Annotated in this window: 13 protein-coding genes; 4 read left to right on the forward strand and 9 right to left on the reverse strand. The window is 59.1% G+C overall.

Annotated elements, in window-relative coordinates; genetic code table 11:
* Window positions 1-71 precede the first annotated feature (71 nt).
* The 5 genes from C1N56_RS05695 to C1N56_RS05715 all read right to left on the reverse strand — a co-directional run bounded on the left by C1N56_RS05695 (window position 72) and on the right by C1N56_RS05715 (window position 5,722).
* Window positions 72-1,688 carry a rhodanese homology domain-containing protein gene (locus tag C1N56_RS05695; RefSeq protein ID WP_058781780.1) on the reverse strand — a complete coding sequence of 539 codons (1,617 nt, stop codon included), beginning with the start codon at window positions 1,686-1,688 and terminating at the stop codon, window positions 72-74.
* Window positions 1,681-2,271, reverse strand: coding sequence for a cysteine dioxygenase family protein (locus tag C1N56_RS05700; protein ID WP_394517217.1), 591 nt, complete (start codon window positions 2,269-2,271; stop codon window positions 1,681-1,683). The genes C1N56_RS05695 and C1N56_RS05700 overlap by 8 nt, the downstream gene beginning before the upstream one ends.
* Window positions 2,268-3,251: an ABC transporter substrate-binding protein gene (locus tag C1N56_RS05705; protein WP_058781782.1), complete on the reverse strand. Its 984-nt coding sequence runs from the start codon at window positions 3,249-3,251 to the stop codon at window positions 2,268-2,270. The genes C1N56_RS05700 and C1N56_RS05705 overlap by 4 nt, the downstream gene beginning before the upstream one ends.
* Entirely contained in the window at window positions 3,251-4,339 is a 1,089-nt protein-coding gene (locus C1N56_RS05710) for an LLM class flavin-dependent oxidoreductase (RefSeq protein ID WP_394517218.1), read from the reverse strand. The genes C1N56_RS05705 and C1N56_RS05710 overlap by 1 nt, the downstream gene beginning before the upstream one ends.
* A gap of 192 nt (window positions 4,340-4,531) precedes the next feature.
* Entirely contained in the window at window positions 4,532-5,722 is a 1,191-nt protein-coding gene (locus C1N56_RS05715; protein WP_031279840.1) for a NupC/NupG family nucleoside CNT transporter, read from the reverse strand.
* A 370-nt stretch (window positions 5,723-6,092) separates the two neighbouring features.
* Here C1N56_RS05715 and C1N56_RS05720 point away from each other — a divergent pair, with 370 nt between their 5' ends.
* Window positions 6,093-7,334, forward strand: coding sequence for an Nramp family divalent metal transporter (locus C1N56_RS05720; RefSeq protein WP_021508247.1), 1,242 nt, complete (start codon window positions 6,093-6,095; stop codon window positions 7,332-7,334).
* Window positions 7,335-7,383: 49 nt separating this feature from the next.
* Here the strand turns inward: C1N56_RS05720 and C1N56_RS05725 are convergent, their stop codons facing one another.
* Both C1N56_RS05725 and mgrA read right to left on the reverse strand, forming a co-directional pair.
* Complete coding sequence (locus tag C1N56_RS05725; RefSeq protein ID WP_394517219.1) at window positions 7,384-7,737, reverse strand: DUF2502 domain-containing protein; 354 nt, start codon at window positions 7,735-7,737, stop codon at window positions 7,384-7,386.
* A 157-nt stretch (window positions 7,738-7,894) separates the two neighbouring features.
* A complete protein-coding gene (mgrA, locus tag C1N56_RS05730; RefSeq protein ID WP_021508249.1) occupies window positions 7,895-8,884 on the reverse strand; it encodes an L-glyceraldehyde 3-phosphate reductase in 990 nt (329 codons plus the stop codon).
* A 213-nt stretch (window positions 8,885-9,097) separates the two neighbouring features.
* Here mgrA and C1N56_RS05735 point away from each other — a divergent pair, with 213 nt between their 5' ends.
* Together C1N56_RS05735 and glk are read left to right on the forward strand one after the other, a co-directional pair.
* A complete protein-coding gene (locus C1N56_RS05735) occupies window positions 9,098-10,759 on the forward strand; it encodes an alpha-keto acid decarboxylase family protein (RefSeq protein WP_394517220.1) in 1,662 nt (553 codons plus the stop codon).
* A 154-nt stretch (window positions 10,760-10,913) separates the two neighbouring features.
* Window positions 10,914-11,879, forward strand: a complete 966-nt coding sequence (gene glk / locus C1N56_RS05740) for a glucokinase (RefSeq protein ID WP_348879136.1) — start codon at window positions 10,914-10,916, stop codon at window positions 11,877-11,879.
* Between the two features lie 34 nt (window positions 11,880-11,913).
* Here the strand turns inward: glk and C1N56_RS05745 are convergent, their stop codons facing one another.
* Both C1N56_RS05745 and C1N56_RS05750 read right to left on the reverse strand, forming a co-directional pair.
* Window positions 11,914-12,642, reverse strand: a complete 729-nt coding sequence (locus C1N56_RS05745; protein WP_021508252.1) for a LytR/AlgR family response regulator transcription factor — start codon at window positions 12,640-12,642, stop codon at window positions 11,914-11,916.
* Window positions 12,639-14,330 (reverse strand): sensor histidine kinase, encoded by a 1,692-nt coding sequence (locus C1N56_RS05750; RefSeq protein ID WP_058781787.1) that lies wholly within the window; start codon window positions 14,328-14,330, stop codon window positions 12,639-12,641. Before C1N56_RS05750 ends, C1N56_RS05745 begins: the two co-directional genes overlap by 4 nt.
* A 379-nt stretch (window positions 14,331-14,709) precedes the next feature.
* Here C1N56_RS05750 and C1N56_RS05755 point away from each other — a divergent pair, with 379 nt between their 5' ends.
* Window positions 14,710-15,234, forward strand: coding sequence for a GNAT family N-acetyltransferase (locus tag C1N56_RS05755; protein WP_031280018.1), 525 nt, complete (start codon window positions 14,710-14,712; stop codon window positions 15,232-15,234).
* Window positions 15,235-15,246: the final 12 nt, after the last annotated feature.

Here is a 15,246-nt window from a genome sequence, read left to right on the forward strand (position 1 = left end):
TTTGCGGAGTGTGACGTTGCATTCGCCGACTGGCTGCGTGCAATGGCGCTGACCTGCAGCGCCTTTCCGTGTTAAACCGTTACGGCCTGTGGCTGCAGCTGCAGCACGCGAAAACCGTGGGTACCGTCGCGATCCAGTTGCGCCACCAGACCATATTCCCAGTCGAGATAGGCCTGCATCACGTCCGGTTCAATATCGGTGCCTTCGTACGGGCGGCGATAACGATCGATGGGCGGCGAGAGCAGGCGCTGCTCGCCCTGTTCGGTGGGCAGACCGGCTGCACGCCAGGCTGCATTGCCTCCCGCCAGCACCCGCACCGGTTTGCCGCTCAGCGTGGCAATTTGCTCCACGGCATAGCTGGCCAGCAGGCTGCTACCGCAGGTCAGCACATAGCGGCCAGCATCGGGCAGTAGTGCCTTGCCCTGCTGCTGCAGGGTGGAACGCAGTAGCCAGGCCGCCCCGGGAATATGGCTGTTGCGGTAATTGGCGAGCGTGGTGAAATCCAGCACCTGCGTGTCGCCAGCCGCCAGCCACTCGGCCAGCTGCGCGGGGGAGATCGATTCCGGCGCAGCAACCGGCGCCACCTGCGGCTGCCAGCTACCGACAGCGCTGAAATCGCTGGCCTGCAATGCGTCAAGCACCGCCACCTGCCAGCCAAGCTGCGCCAGCCAGGAGCCGGTCATATTGGCGCGGACACCGTCATCATCCACCAGCACGATACGCGCACCGCGCACGCTGGCGTAGTGATCGGTCTCCTGTACCAGCTGGCCGCCCGCCACGTGGCGGCTGCCCGGCAGATGACCGGCGGCGTACTCTTCGGCATCACGCACGTCAAACAGGTAGGTGGTGCGTGCTTCCTGCTGCCAGCGCGTCAGCGTCGCCAGAGGAATGCGTGTCACGCCAGCGCGATCGGCAATGGCGCGGGCCTGGCTCGCGGCCTGACGTTGCGCGGTTTCGCTGGTGTTGCCATAGCGGCGGCTCTGCCCATGCTCCAGCGCATGACCGGCCAGCGTCCAGCCAATGGTGCCGTTGCGCAGCGCGAATACCGGATTACGAATACCGGCATTGACCAGCGACTGCGTGCCAATAATGCTGCGCGTGCGTCCGGCGCAATTCACAATCACTGTGGTGCGCGGTGAGGGGGCTAAATCGCGCACGCGCAGCACCAGTTCGCCGCCCGGTACGCTGGTGGCGCCCGGAATGCTCATGGTGTGATATTCATCGAAGCGCCGTGCATCCAGCACCACCACGTCGGCATCATCGCTAATCAGCGCCTGTACCTCATCGGCGGAGAGCGAAGGCGTGCGGGCATGATGTTCCACCAGTTCGCCAAACGCTTTGCTGGGTGAATTAACATCGATAAACAGCTCGCCGCCAGCCGCCTGCCAGCCGGCTAAATCATCGGCCAGTAACGTGACCTGCTGATAACCCAGCGCGGCGAGACGTTCAGCGGCGGTCTGCGCCAGGCCTTCGCCGTTGTCATACAGCGTAATGGCGGTGTGACGTTGGGGAATGCGGTCCAGCAGCTCCAGCTCCAGCTTTGACAGCGGAATGTTGACGGCAAACAGCGGATGCCCGGTGGCAAACAGCGCCTCATCGCGCACGTCAATGATCGCCACTTCCTGTTGCTGACGCAGCGCTGTCAGCAGTTCCGCCGCCTGGCGAAACGGGAAAACCGGTTTAGTCATGTGAAAGGTCCCAAATGTTAGGTAGATAACGGTTGCTGTAGCCGGAAATAAAGCGTTTTTCGTGGCCGTCGGCGGTGTAGACCGCGCGCTCAACCGCGCCGATATTCGCGCCATACACGTGGATACTGACGGAGACGCGATCGTCAAAGGCGTTGATGACGCGATGGATATCACCGACCGTCGGCGACACCGCCTCCACGCTGCCGGATTCAAGCCGCACCGGCGCACCTTCAGCCTGTAAACCGTGCGGGCCCGGCTGCCACGATTGTGAAATCTCGGCGCCGCGCAGCATGCCAATCAGGCCCCAGACGCGGTGATCGTGAATCGGCGTCTGCTGACCCGGCCCCCAGACAAAACTCACCACGGAAAAGCGCTGCTGCGCATCGGCATACAGCAGATATTGCTGATAGTGCTGCGGATGGGGCTGGGTAAACGCCTCATCCAGCCAGTCATCGTGGCGAATCAGTTCGGCCAGCCAGCCGCTGCCCTGCCGCAAAATGGTCGCTTCGTCCGGCTGGCTGTCGAGCAGGGTGGCCAGCCGGGCGACGAAGGTGCGCAGGCGATGGTGCTGATAATCACTCATGATTTGTCTCCCGGCGCGTGCTGGGCGATGCGGTTAGCGGCGGCGGACAGGCTGAAGTCAAACGCCTGACTGACATCGACCTGTTTTGGCAACACCTGATAACGATGGAAAAAGTCGGCGGATTTCTGCAGCGTGGCAATCAGGTGCGTATCAAACACCAGCGGGCGGATGCGCGCATCGTCAATCCAGCTGCGGGTAATGGCGGGGGGCATATTCAGGGTTTTGCTCAGCACGCCGGCGAATTCCTGCGGATGGTGTTGCGCCCAGATTTGCGCCTTCGCCAGTCGCGCCAGCAGGTCGGCAATCGCTTCCCGCTTGCCGGCGTCCTGCAACGCTTCATTGCGGGCCAGCGCGTAGGAGTAACCAGACATAATGCCTTTACCGCCGCCGTCCGGCACGCGCACCGTGCCGTCGATGGCGGTCGAGGTGGCGATATAGGGCTCCCACGGCGCCCAGGCCGCGACCGCACCGGACGTCAGCGCCGCGCGGCCATCCACCGGTCCGAGAAAGCGCAGCGTGACATCCTGCGGCGTCAGGCCCGCGCGCTCCAGCAGGCCAAGCAGCAGATAGTGTCCCCAGCCGCCGCGGTTGACCGCGATCTGCTTACCTTTCAAATCCTGCAGCCGGTGAATGCCGGCGTCGGGGCGGGTCAGCAGGGCGATGCTGTCCGGGTTATTCTGCCAGGCACCCACGGCTTTCACCGGCGCGCCTGCCGCATAGACAAACAGAAACGGCAAATCACCGGTAAAGCCAACATCGAGCGCCCCGGCATTGAGCGCTTCCTGCACCGGCGCGCCGGAGTCAAAGGCGGTGAGCTTAAGATCGTAAGGCAGATTGTTCAGTTCGCCCGAAGCTTTCAGGGCGGCAAAACGATCGCCTTTCACATCGCCGAGGCGCAGCGTGACTTTATCGGCCGCCAGTAGCGGCTGGAGTGACGCGAGGGCCAGCGCAACACCGGCAAACAGAGCGGCGAGACGCATCAGGCGCTCCTTTTTTCAGTTGCGCTGAGCGCAGCCACTTTTTCACGCGTCAGCGGCAGCAGTTCACGGCCGTATTCCACCGCATCATTCAGCGGGTCAAATCCGCGGATCAGCACGCTATGAATGCCGAGGCGATAATAATCCAGCAGCGCCTCAGAAACCTGATCCGGCGTGCCGACCAGCGCGGTGGAGTTGTAGCCGCCCTGCACCAGCTTTGCCACGCCGGTCCACAGCACTTTATCGTGGCGATCGCTCTCATGCGCCGCCGCCAGCAGACGCTGCGCACCGACACTCTGCGGCTTCGGCAAACCAAAGGTATAGCCGGTATCCGCCAGCTGCTTCTCTGCGGTGGCGCGGATATGTTCGGCGCGCTCCCAGGCTTCTTTTTCGGTGTTACCCAGAATAGGCCGGAAGGAGATGTTAAACGCAATCTGGCGCCCCTGCGCGGCCGCCGCCGCACGCACGTTACGTACCGTCTCGGCCGCGCCTTTTAACGGTTCGCCCCACAGCGCGAAGACATCAGCATGCCGCGCCGCCACGTTAATCGCCTCCGGTGACGATCCGCCGAAATAGATCGGTAGCTTATGTTGCAGCGGTTTAATGGCAGAGAAAGCCTGCTCAGCCTGGTAAAACCGGCCCTGATGATCGTAAGGCTGTGGCGACTCAAGGCTCTGTTTCAGCACGCTGAGAAATTCGTCGGTGCGCGCATAGCGTTCAGCTTTGCTGAGAAAATCACCGTCGCGGCGCTGTTCGCTGTCGCTGCCGCCGCTGATAATATGCACGGCCAGTCGGCCGTCGGTGAGATGGTCGAGCGAAGCCAGCTTGCGGGCCGCCAGCGTGGGCGCGACAAACCCCGGACGGTGCGCCAGCAGGAATTTAATCTTCTGGGTATGCGCCGCTGCGTGAGCGGTGACCAGAAAGCCATCGGGTTGATCGGACCAGTAGCCGACAAGGATGCGGTCGAAACCGGCCGCTTCATGGGCGCGGGCAAAGCGGGCGATGTAATCTTTATCGAACAACTTGCCGGATGCGGGAATGATTTCTGAGGCAAGCCGGTGGCCAATCATGCCGAGGAACTGAATGCTCATGCGATTCTCCTGAGGTGAGGTCAGAAGGAAAAGCTACGGGCGCAGACGGCAACAACGGAAATTCGATATTGTGCAAAGGGTTTGCGGGAAACGGTGAAGCAGGGCGTGACGCGGCGGCAGGCTGACTGGCGCGGGATATAACGCTTAGGTATATAAAAGAAGAGAAGGGCGAGCCGCAGCCCGCCCTGTAGATCAGAAGCCCAGCACCAGACCGGCGATGGCGGCGGAGAGCACGCTCACCAGCGTCGAGCCGTACAGCAGTTTCAGGCCGAAACGTGATACCACGTTACCCTGCTCTTCATGCAGACCTTTGATCGCGCCTGCGACAATGCCGATGGAGGAGAAGTTGGCGAAGGAGACCAGGAACACCGACAGAATGCCTTCCGCATGCGGCGACAGCTGACCGGCGATTTTCTGCAGGTCCATCATTGCAACGAATTCGTTAGAAACCAGCTTGGTCGCCATGATGCTGCCCACCTGCAGCGCTTCGCTGGATGGCACGCCCATTACCCAGGCAAACGGATAGAACACATAGCCCAGCACGCCCTGGAAGCTGATGCCGAAGATGGTATCAAACAGCGCGTTGAGGCCGGAGATCAGCGCAATAAAACCAATCAGCATCGCCGCAACGATAATCGCCACCTTGAAACCGGCCAGGATGTATTCACCCAGCATCTCAAAGAAGCTCTGACCTTTATGCAGATCCTGCAGCTGCAGGTCTTCTTCGCTGTCTACGCGGTACGGGTTAATCAGCGACAGCACGATAAAGGTACTGAACATGTTGAGCACCAGCGCGGCCACTACGTACTTTGGCTGCAGCATCGTCATGTAAGCACCAACAATCGACATCGACACTGTCGACATCGCGGTGGCTGCCATGGTGTACATGCGGCGCTGTGACATTTTGCCGAGGATATCCTTATAGGCGATAAAGTTTTCTGACTGTCCCAGAATCAGAGAGCTGACGGCGTTAAAGGATTCCAGTTTGCCCATGCCGTTGATCTTCGATAGCACGGTACCGATAGCGCGAATCACCCACGGCAGGATGCGGAAATGCTGCAAAATACCGATCAGGGCTGAGATGAAGACGATAGGGCACAAAACATTGAGGAAGAAGAAGGCCAGCCCTTTCTCGTTCATGTTACCGAACACGAAATTGGTGCCTTCTGCTGCATATTTGAGCAGATGATCAAACAGCCCGGCGAAACCTTTAACAAAACCAAGGCCTGCTTCGGAGTTAAGGAAGAACCACGCCAGCAGGACTTCAATTACCAGCAGCTGAACGATATAGCGAATCCGGATACTCTTACGATCGTGACTGACGAGTAACGCCAGCACGGCTACCACCACCAATGCTAAAAGGAAGTGCAAAATATGGGACATATCGGCTCCAAATTTGAGGAGGGTTGTATTTTGCTGCGTATTCTATGTAACGCGTTACTTAAAAACGAGATCAAAACCACAATATAAGTATTCGGTATCGCTTTATTTCTCAGATTAGTCTCACCGCTCACAACCTGTTTACAAATCGATCACAAGAAATATCCACAAAGAGATTGTCTATAATTTAACCCGGGAGTAGAGTGAAACCTGTTGCATAATTTTTAGCAAGCGCTAACTTTACCTTATGGTATAGCAATGGCTATACTTTATAGCACCATCTATCAATGCGATAACTATAACCAAATTTCACTTGCCTTGAATGCCCCGTAAGCTGGATGGGTCAGACAAGCGTTAGGACAGGGTCAAAACTATGTCAGAAAGTCGCACCGCCGAGCGCGCCGCTCGCGGAGCCAGAAAGATCAAGCTCGCGCTGCTGGGACCGGCCTTCATCGCGGCCATTGGTTATATCGATCCCGGCAACTTTGCCACCAACATCCAGGCGGGGGCCGCGTACGGCTACAAACTGCTGTGGGTGGTGGTATGGGCCAACATCATGGCGATGCTGATCCAGCTGATGTCTGCCAAGCTGGGTATTGCCACCGGTAAAAACCTCGCCGAGCATATTCGCGATCGCTTCCCGCGCCCGGCGGTATGGTTCTACTGGGTACAGGCGGAGATCATCGCCATGGCCACCGATCTGGCGGAATTCATCGGGGCTGCGCTCGGCTTTAAGCTGCTGCTCGGCATCTCGCTGCTGCAGGGCGCGGTGTTAACCGGTATCGCCACGTTCCTGATTCTGATGCTGCAGAACCGTGGACAGAAGCCGCTGGAGCTGGTGATTGGCGGGCTGCTGCTGTTTGTCGCCGCCGCTTATATCGTTGAGCTGTTCTTCTCGCAGCCGCGCGTCAGCGATCTGGTGGTGGGCATGGCGCTGCCGAGCCTGCCCACTTCGGACGCGGTATTCCTCGCGGCTGGCGTGCTGGGCGCGACCATTATGCCGCACGTCATTTATCTGCACTCGGCGCTCACGCAGTACGGTAATAAAGGCAGCAAGGCGGAGCGCTACTCCTCCACCAAGCTCGACGTGGCGATCGCCATGACCATTGCCGGTTTCGTTAACCTGGCGATGATGGCCACCGCAGCGGCCGCGTTTCACTTTAGCGGTCACACCAGCATTGTCGATCTCGACCAGGCCTATCTGACGCTGCAGCCGCTGCTGGGTCACGCGGCGGCGATTGTGTTCGGGCTGAGTCTGGTAGCGGCCGGCCTCTCTTCTACCGTGGTGGGCACGCTGGCCGGCCAGGTGGTGATGCAGGGCTTTATCCGCTTCCACATTCCGCTGTGGTTCCGTCGCACCATTACCATGCTGCCGTCCTTTATTGTTATCTGGGCGGGCTGGGATCCGACGCGCATTCTGGTGATGAGCCAGGTGCTGCTGAGCTTCGGTATTGCGCTGGCGCTGATTCCGCTGCTGTCGTTCACCGGTAACCGTGACATCATGGGCGATGAACTGGTGAACTCACGCCTGATGCAAAATGCCGGGCGTCTGATTGTGGTGCTGGTGGTGGCGCTGAATATCTATCTGCTGGTGGGCGAAGCGCTCGGCTGGTAAGCGAATAACTGAATAAAAAAATCCCGGCTGCGTCTGCGCCGGGATTTTTTTAATGGTGATGATGGTCGTGGCGGTCGTGTCGATCGCGCCGGCGATCGTGACGCCAGTGTTCGCGACGTTCGCGCTCGTGCCAGCGGCGCTCACGTTCACGCTCCCAGGCTCGATGGCGTTTCCACTCTTCGTGACGCCACCAGCGATGATCGTTGTACTGATAGCGATCGTGCCACCAGCGCGGTTCACGCCAGCGACCGCCGTCCCAGTAGTAGCCGCGACGATCGCGATCGCCGAGATGCAGCGTGACGCCAGGGGCCAGATTGATGGTAGCGCTACTGGCTTCAGCTGTGTGCAGCGCCAGAGGGGATAACGTTGCCAGCAAAGCGGCAAACAAAATTGCACGTTTCATACTTTCTCCTCATCGATAGCATCGAGGCTACCGTGGCGCTAGTGTGCCATATCGGACCAGACACGCCTTGAGATTTAGTCTGAAAAAGTGCCAGCGAAAGGTTGCGCAGCGTTTTCTGCTAAGGACAGCGCCCGGAAAAGTCCGGGCGGGTAAACGGTTACACCAGAATTTGCTCAATGGCGGCGATCTCGTCCGCCGTTAATTCAGGCTGGCTCAGCATGTCGACGGCATCATCAATCTGCGCGGTTTTACTGGCACCAATCAGCACCGACGTGACGCGCGTGTCGCGCAGCACCCAGCGCAGCGCCATTTGCGCCAGCTTTTGACCGCGCTGCTGCGCCAGCGCCTGCAGCTGCTGCACTTTCGCCATCTTCTCTGGCGTTAGCTGGTTTTCGTTGAGGAATTTGCTGCCGCTGGCGATGCGCGAATCCTGCGGAATGCCCTGCAGATAGCGGTCGGTCAGCACGCCACCGGCCAGCGGCGAGAAAGCAATACAGCCGACGCCATTGTCACCCAGCACGTCCAGCAGACCCTGTTCCGGCGTGCGTTCGAACATCGAATAGCGCGGCTGGTGGATCAGGCAGGGGGTGCCGAGATCGCGCAGCATGGCGATAGCGGCGGCGGCTTTATCCGCCGGGTAGTTCGAAATCGCCGCGTATAGCGCTTTACCCTGACGCACCACCTGATCGAGCGCGCGCATGGTCTCTTCCAGCGGCGTTTCCGGATCCGGACGATGATGGTAAAAGATATCCACGTACTCCAGCCCCATGCGCTTCAGGCTTTGATCGAGGCTGGAAATCAGGTACTTGCGTGAGCCCCAGTCGCCGTACGGACCGTCCCACATGGTATAACCCGCTTTGGTGGAGATCACCAGCTCGTCGCGCAGGCCGTGAAAATCTTCGCGCAGAATGCGGCCAAAGTTGCTCTCCGCAGAACCGGGCGGCGGCCCGTAGTTATTGGCCAGATCAAAATGGGTTATACCGCGATCGAACGCGTGACGCAGCAGCGCGCGGCTGTTGTCGACGCGCGTGCTGTCGCCAAAGTTGTGCCATAGACCCAGCGAAATCGCCGGCAGCTTCAGGCCGCTGCGGCCGCTGCGGCGATACTGCATCTGGTGATAACGTTCGGCGTGGGGAAAAGTACTCATGCAGCGTTCCTGTCTCAGGTGGGAGAAAGTGGCATCAGCATAGCAGTGTATGCGTTTACACTGCGCCGTAACGCGGCAAAGATCGCAACTTACAGAATTTTCTGTCGTCGTAACGAATGCTTGCCATGCATGACAGCGCGATGATGGCGAAAATCTCGCCAGTTCAGCCACATCGCTAATACTCCTGATCATTCCCCCTCACAGGAGCGGTCGATGAACACTCTTAACGTTGGCGACTATTTACTGCATCGTTTGCACCAGGCGGGTATCCGCCATCTGTTCGGCGTACCCGGCGACTACAACCTGCAATTTCTCGACAGCGTCATTGACCATCCCGGTATTACCTGGGTCGGCTGCGCTAATGAACTCAATGCCGCCTATGCGGCCGATGGTTACGGTCGCTGCAACGGCGCGGCCGCGCTGCTGACCACCTTTGGCGTCGGTGAACTCAGCGCGATTAACGGCATCGCCGGCAGTTACGCCGAATATGTGCCGGTGATTCACATCGTCGGCGCTCCCGCCAGCCACGCCCAGCAGCAGGGCGACTGCGTGCATCATTCGCTCGGCGACGGCGATTTCGGCCATTTTCTGCGCATGGCCCAGGAAGTCAGTGCCGCCAGCGCGGTGCTGAGCGCCGACAACGCTGTAGCTGAAATTGATCGGGTCATCGCTGGCGCGCTACAGCAGCACCGTCCGGGCTATCTGCTGCTGGCGGTGGATGTCGCCGCCGCCACGGTAACGCTGCCGTCAGCCAGCGCCAGCCCGGCACCGGCTGAAAACCGCGACGTGGCGCAGGCGTTTGCCGCAGCGGCGGAGCGCCTGCTGGCACCGGCGCAGCGCGTGGCGCTGCTGGCCGATTTTCTCGCTGCCCGCTGGCAGCTGCAGGCACCGCTGGCTGAGCTGCGTGCGCTGCGCGCCATTCCGGCTGCCACGCTACTGATGGGCAAGGGCGTGCTGGATGAGCAGCAGCCGGGCTTCGTCGGCACCTACGCCGCCAGCGGCAGCCGCGAAACCGTGCGTGCGGCAATTGAAGACACCGATGTCACCCTGTGCGTCGGCGTGCGTTTTACCGACACCCTGACCGCCGGGTTTACCCAGCAGCTGTCGGCGCAGCGGGTGATTGATCTGCAGCCGTTTCATGCCAGCGTCGCCGGAGAAACCTTCGCACCGCTGAGCATGGCGCAGGCGCTGGCCGCGCTGCTGCCGGTTTATCAGCGCCACTGCGCGCACTGGGCCACGGGCGAGGCCGACATGCCGGACGATGCACCGCCCGCTGCTGCCGCCGTAATCAGTCAGCAGGCTTTCTGGCAGGCGATGCAGCGTTTCCTGCAGCCCGGTGATATTATCCTTGCCGATCAGGGCACGGCGGCGTTTGGCGCTGCCGCGCTGCGTTTACCGCATGATGCGCAGCTGCTGGTACAACCTTTATGGGGTTCCATTGGCTATACTTTACCCGCCACCTTTGGTGCCCAGACGGCGCAGCCTGACCGCCGCGTCATTCTGATCATCGGCGATGGATCGGCGCAGCTGACCATTCAGGAACTGGGATCGATCCAGCGCGACGGCTTAAGCCCGATCATTTTTCTGCTGAATAATGAGGGATACACTGTCGAACGCGCGATCCATGGAGCGGAACAGCGCTACAACGACATCGCGCAGTGGAACTGGACCGCGCTGCCGCAGGCGATGAGCCTGAATTGTGCGGCTCAGAGCTGGCGCATCAGTGAAACGGCGCAGCTCGACGCCGTGATGGCGCTGCTCAGCCAGGCGCGTTGCCTGTCACTGATTGAAGTGGTGATGGAGAAACAGGATTTGCCGCCGCTGCTGCGCACCGTCACGGCGGCGCTGCACCAGCGCAATAGCCACAAAGTTTAGGACAGTTGCCTCTGTACAGTTGGGCTGGCGACAGTCAGGCTGTGCGTCGCACTGAATGACCAACGCTCATCGTGCAAGGTGAGCGTTGTTGTTTTATTGGCAGGCTTTTATAGTGTCCTGCACTTGTTTATGACCCAAGCGGAGCAGCAGAAGAATGACAAAATACGCCCTGGTCGGCGATGTGGGCGGCACTAACGCTCGTCTCGCCTTGTGTGAGGTGGAGACCGGCGCCATCTCCCAGGCCAAAACATTCTCAACATCAGACTACGACAACCTTGAAGCAGTTATCCGTCACTATCTGGATGAGCAACAACAGGACATTACCGACGGCTGCATCGCCATCGCCTGTCCGATCACCGGCGACTGGGTGGAAATGACCAACCACGACTGGGCTTTCTCAACGCGTCAGATGAAGGAAAGTCTGAGCTTTGCGACGCTGGAAATCATCAACGATTTCACCGCGGTTTCCATGGCGATTCCGATGCTGACGGCGCAGGACGTCCTGCAGTTCGGCGGCAAATCGCCGGTGCAGGATAAACCGATTGCCATCTACGGTGCCGGCACCGGGCTGGGCGTCAGCCATCTGGTGCACGTCGATAAGCGCTGGGTCAGCCTGCCGGGCGAGGGCGGTCACGTTGACTTCGCGCCAAACAGTGAAGAAGAGGACGCGATTCTCGAAGTGCTGCGCGCCGAACTGGGTCACGTTTCTGCCGAGCGCGTGCTGTCGGGTTCCGGGCTGGTTAACCTGTATCGCGCGATTGTGAAATCCGATCAGCGCGAGCCGGAAAACCTCAAGCCTAAAGATGTCACCGAGCGGGCACTGCAGGATAGCTGTATTGACTGCCGCCGCGCGCTGACGCTGTTCTGCGTCATCATGGGACGGTTTGGCGGCAACCTGGCGCTGAACCTCGGCACCTTTGGCGGCGTCTATATTGCCGGTGGCATCGTGCCGCGCTTCCTCGAGTTCTTTAAAGCGTCCGGCTTCCGCGCGGCGTTCGAAGATAAAGGCCGCTTCCGCGATTATCTCGTCGATATTCCTGTTTACATGATTACTCACGACCAGCCGGGCCTGCTTGGCGCCGGTGCCCATCTGCGTCAGGCGCTGGGGCGCGTGCTGTAATCACCCGGGCGAACGGTTTCCTGCGCCGTTCGCCCTAAAGATGCATCAACTGGCGAAACGCCTTTACCTTGCTGCGACTCACCGGCACCTGCGCATCCATATCGCGCAGCTTCACCAGATAGGTGTTGTTAAACCACGGTTCGATCTCGCCAATCTTGCTCAGATTCACGCAGTAGGAACGGTGGCAGCGAAAGAACATCGACTCAGGCAAACGGCTGCAAAACTCGCTGATCGCCATCGACATCACATAGGCTTCGCGCCGTGTGTAGACAAACGTCAGCTTCTCATGCGCTTCAACGTAATAGATATCGTTGATATCGGTCACGATAATGCGCTCATCTTTAACTAAATTCACCGTTTGCGGCGCGCTGGCTGCCGGATTGTGCTGCTGCGCCTGCTGCTGTTGTGCACTGGCCTCCAGCTTGTTCAGCATGGTGATGATGCGCGACTCGTGATAAGGCTTGAGGATGTAGTCAAACGCCTGAAGTTCGAAGGCCTCGACCGCGTGCTCTTTCCACGCGGTGATAAACACAATTAGCGGCTTATGGATAAACTGGTTGATGTTCTGCGCCAGCAACATGCCGTCCAGCGACGGGATGTTGATATCGAGAAAAATCACGTCCACCCGATGAGTCTGCAGATACTTCAGCACTTCCAGCCCATCATCAAAGCAGGCTTCGATGCTGATCTGGCTATGCTGCTGGATCATCCAGCTTAGCTCCTGCTGCGCCAGGAATTCGTCTTCGACAATAATGGCTTTCACGCTGAGGTTTCCGCTAACGGGGTGAGCGGGCCGGACAGCCGCTGACCACTTTTGCTGAGGGTAAAGGCGATTTCCGTACCGGGCTGATGACGGGTGATGGTTAAGCCGTGGCCGGACAGCAGTTTCACCCGGTGATGCACATTCAGCAGGCCAATTTTGTTGCCCGGCATTTCGTTGCGCGCTACCCGGCTGACCACCTCTTCGCTGATGCCGGCACCGGTATCGCGCACCGCCACGCGCACGCGATCGCCCAGATCTTTCACGCTTAGCGTGACCACGCCTTTGCCGCGACAGGGCTGAATACCGTGCACGATGGCATTCTCCACCAGCGGCTGGATCAGCAGGCTGGGCAGCGAAAAGTGCAGATCCTCATCGATGTCGTAAATCATCGACAGCTTGTCGCCAAACCGCGCCTGCTCAATGGCGATGTAATCTTTCACCTGCCACAGCTCTTTTTTGATGTCGATGGGTTCATCGTCGTTGAGTTCCAGGTTGTAACGCAGGTAGCGCGACAGATTAATCACCAGCTGGCGCGCCGTGTCCGGGTTCAGGCGAATCGATGAGGAGATGGCATTGAGCGCGTTAAACAGGAAGTGCGGGTTGATTTTGCTTTGCAGCGCGCGCAGTTCCGCTTTATTGGCCATCTCGCGTAACTGCTCGGCACGCGAGACTTCCAGCTGAGTCGAGATGATTTGCGACAGACCGACCGCCATCTCTTTCAGTGAACCAGTAATACGATGGGCGCGGCGATAGTAGATTTTCAGCGTGCCGGTCACTTCCCCTTTTTCCCAAAGGGGAATCACCAGCATTGAGTGAATATCTTTGGTGCGGTGTGCCTCATCATTATTCTTAATGATAATTTTACCGCTGGCGATCGCCTGCGCGGTGGTCGGACTGATGCCGTCGTCGCCGTTGTGGTAGTTCTGCTCGCCGTAGCCGACGTAAGCCAGAATCTGTTTGGTGTTAGTGATCGCCACCGCATCGGCATGGATGTCGCTGCGAATGATGGCGCACACTTTGCGCAGCGAGTCGCTATTAACCTGACGAAACAGCGGCAGGGTTTTGTTGGCAATCTCCAGCGCCAGCTTGGCCTGACGCGCGGCAATCGCCTCCTTTTCCCCTTCGACGCTCTGCACCAGCAGCACAATCAAACCAATGCTCGACGCGCCGAGAATCATCGGCAGCGCAATTTCCGACACGATGGTTAAACCGAGTGACATCGGTTTCGCCCACAGCACGATCAGCAGCATGGTCAGGCTTTCACACAGCATGCCGCCGAGGATGCCAGCGCGCCAGCGCTGCTCTTTGCTGACGAAGCGGTTGATGGCGCCGGCGGCGATACCGGCGACGATGCTGGTAATCAGACAGGGCACCGAGGTGATGCCGTCGATATCAATCAGGAAGCGGTGCACGCCGGCAATCACGCCGGTTGCAATGCCGACCCACGGCCCGAACAGAATGCCGCCCGCCATGACCGCAATCACCCGGACGTTGAGCAGTGAGCCGTCAACGTTGATGCCGGACCAGGTGCTGAAGAGCGCAAACAGCGAGAAGATGGCGGTCACCACGGCTTTTTCGCCGATTGAGTGCTCATCTTTTTGCAGTAGCTGACGAAATACGCGGGTGCGGGTCAGGAAGAACAGGCAGATCAGCATCAGCGCGGCGCGGTCAAACACCGCCAGCAGCATGTCGAAATGGGAAGGCACGGTGTTCTCCGGAGCAGGCAAGGTTGCGGACATGATAAAAAATGTGATCGCGATCCGCCAGCGTCCCGGCAAGCTGCAGACGTTTCTCATAGCCTGGATCAATTTTTAAGGTCGCGCTGCCGGTGCGCATCAATGCGCACCCTGCAAGACTGCGGATGCACTCCAGGGGCGCCATTTATGGCGACCAGATCCGCCCATAACACCCGTCCCTGAAAGGAAGCAAGGCAGATTATCCGCTATGAAACCTGAAAAGAGGAAATCCTGAGTGCTAAAAAGAGGATTGCTGAAAGCGTGCAGCGGTCACTGGTTGTCACGGATGCGGTTTGCTATGTTGCCGTAAGCACAACAGCGGAGCGTGGCCATGCAATTACTCACCCCTCGTTTGTCCCTCAGCCGTTTACAGCCGGAAGACTGGCAGATTTTCAAAGCGGTCCATGAAGATGCCGCGACCATGACCTGGGTGAGCGAGATCCCCGATGAAAACGACATCCGCCAGCGCTTTAACGAGCGGCTGGCACCGTGGCAACCCAGCAGTTTTCACATGCTGTGCCTGGTGGCGCGCCTGCGCGACAGCGGTGAAGCGATTGGCCTGTTTGGCTGCAGCGCCGAATGGCATCCGTATCGTCAGGCCGAAGTGGGTTACATGCTGCGCCACGCCTGTACCGGTCAGGGCTACGGCAGCGAAGCGTTGCAGGCATTGTGCACGTTCCTGCTGCAGGCCGACTTCCACAAACTCAAAGCGCTGGTGATTGAGGGCAACTGGCCGTCGCGGCGCATTCTGGAAAAGAACGGTTTCGCGCTGGAAGGCACGCTACGCGATAACTACCGGCTCAACGGCCAGTGGGTAAACGATTGGGTGTTTGGGCGCTTAAACGAAGCAGGCTAAGAAAATTTGCCG

Source organism: Pantoea sp. SGAir0175, assembly GCF_043547855.1.

Bases quoted from the DNA above. Each gene is read 5' to 3' on its own strand.
- C1N56_RS05695 (WP_058781780.1), bottom strand. From the start codon at position 1,688: ATGACTAAACCGGTTTTCCCGTTTCGCCAGGCGGCGGAACTGCTGACA.
- C1N56_RS05700 (WP_394517217.1), bottom strand. From the start codon at position 2,271: ATGAGTGATTATCAGCACCATCGCCTGCGCACCTTCGTCGCCCGGCTG.
- C1N56_RS05705 (WP_058781782.1), bottom strand. From the start codon at position 3,251: ATGCGTCTCGCCGCTCTGTTTGCCGGTGTTGCGCTGGCCCTCGCGTCA.
- C1N56_RS05710 (WP_394517218.1), bottom strand. From the start codon at position 4,339: ATGAGCATTCAGTTCCTCGGCATGATTGGCCACCGGCTTGCCTCAGAA.
- C1N56_RS05715 (WP_031279840.1), bottom strand. From the start codon at position 5,722: ATGTCCCATATTTTGCACTTCCTTTTAGCATTGGTGGTGGTAGCCGTG.
- C1N56_RS05720 (WP_021508247.1), top strand. From the start codon at position 6,093: ATGTCAGAAAGTCGCACCGCCGAGCGCGCCGCTCGCGGAGCCAGAAAG.
- C1N56_RS05725 (WP_394517219.1), bottom strand. From the start codon at position 7,737: ATGAAACGTGCAATTTTGTTTGCCGCTTTGCTGGCAACGTTATCCCCT.
- mgrA (WP_021508249.1), bottom strand. From the start codon at position 8,884: ATGAGTACTTTTCCCCACGCCGAACGTTATCACCAGATGCAGTATCGC.
- C1N56_RS05735 (WP_394517220.1), top strand. From the start codon at position 9,098: ATGAACACTCTTAACGTTGGCGACTATTTACTGCATCGTTTGCACCAG.
- glk (WP_348879136.1), top strand. From the start codon at position 10,914: ATGACAAAATACGCCCTGGTCGGCGATGTGGGCGGCACTAACGCTCGT.
- C1N56_RS05750 (WP_058781787.1), bottom strand. From the start codon at position 14,330: ATGCTGCTGGCGGTGTTTGACCGCGCCGCGCTGATGCTGATCTGCCTG.
- C1N56_RS05755 (WP_031280018.1), top strand. From the start codon at position 14,710: ATGCAATTACTCACCCCTCGTTTGTCCCTCAGCCGTTTACAGCCGGAA.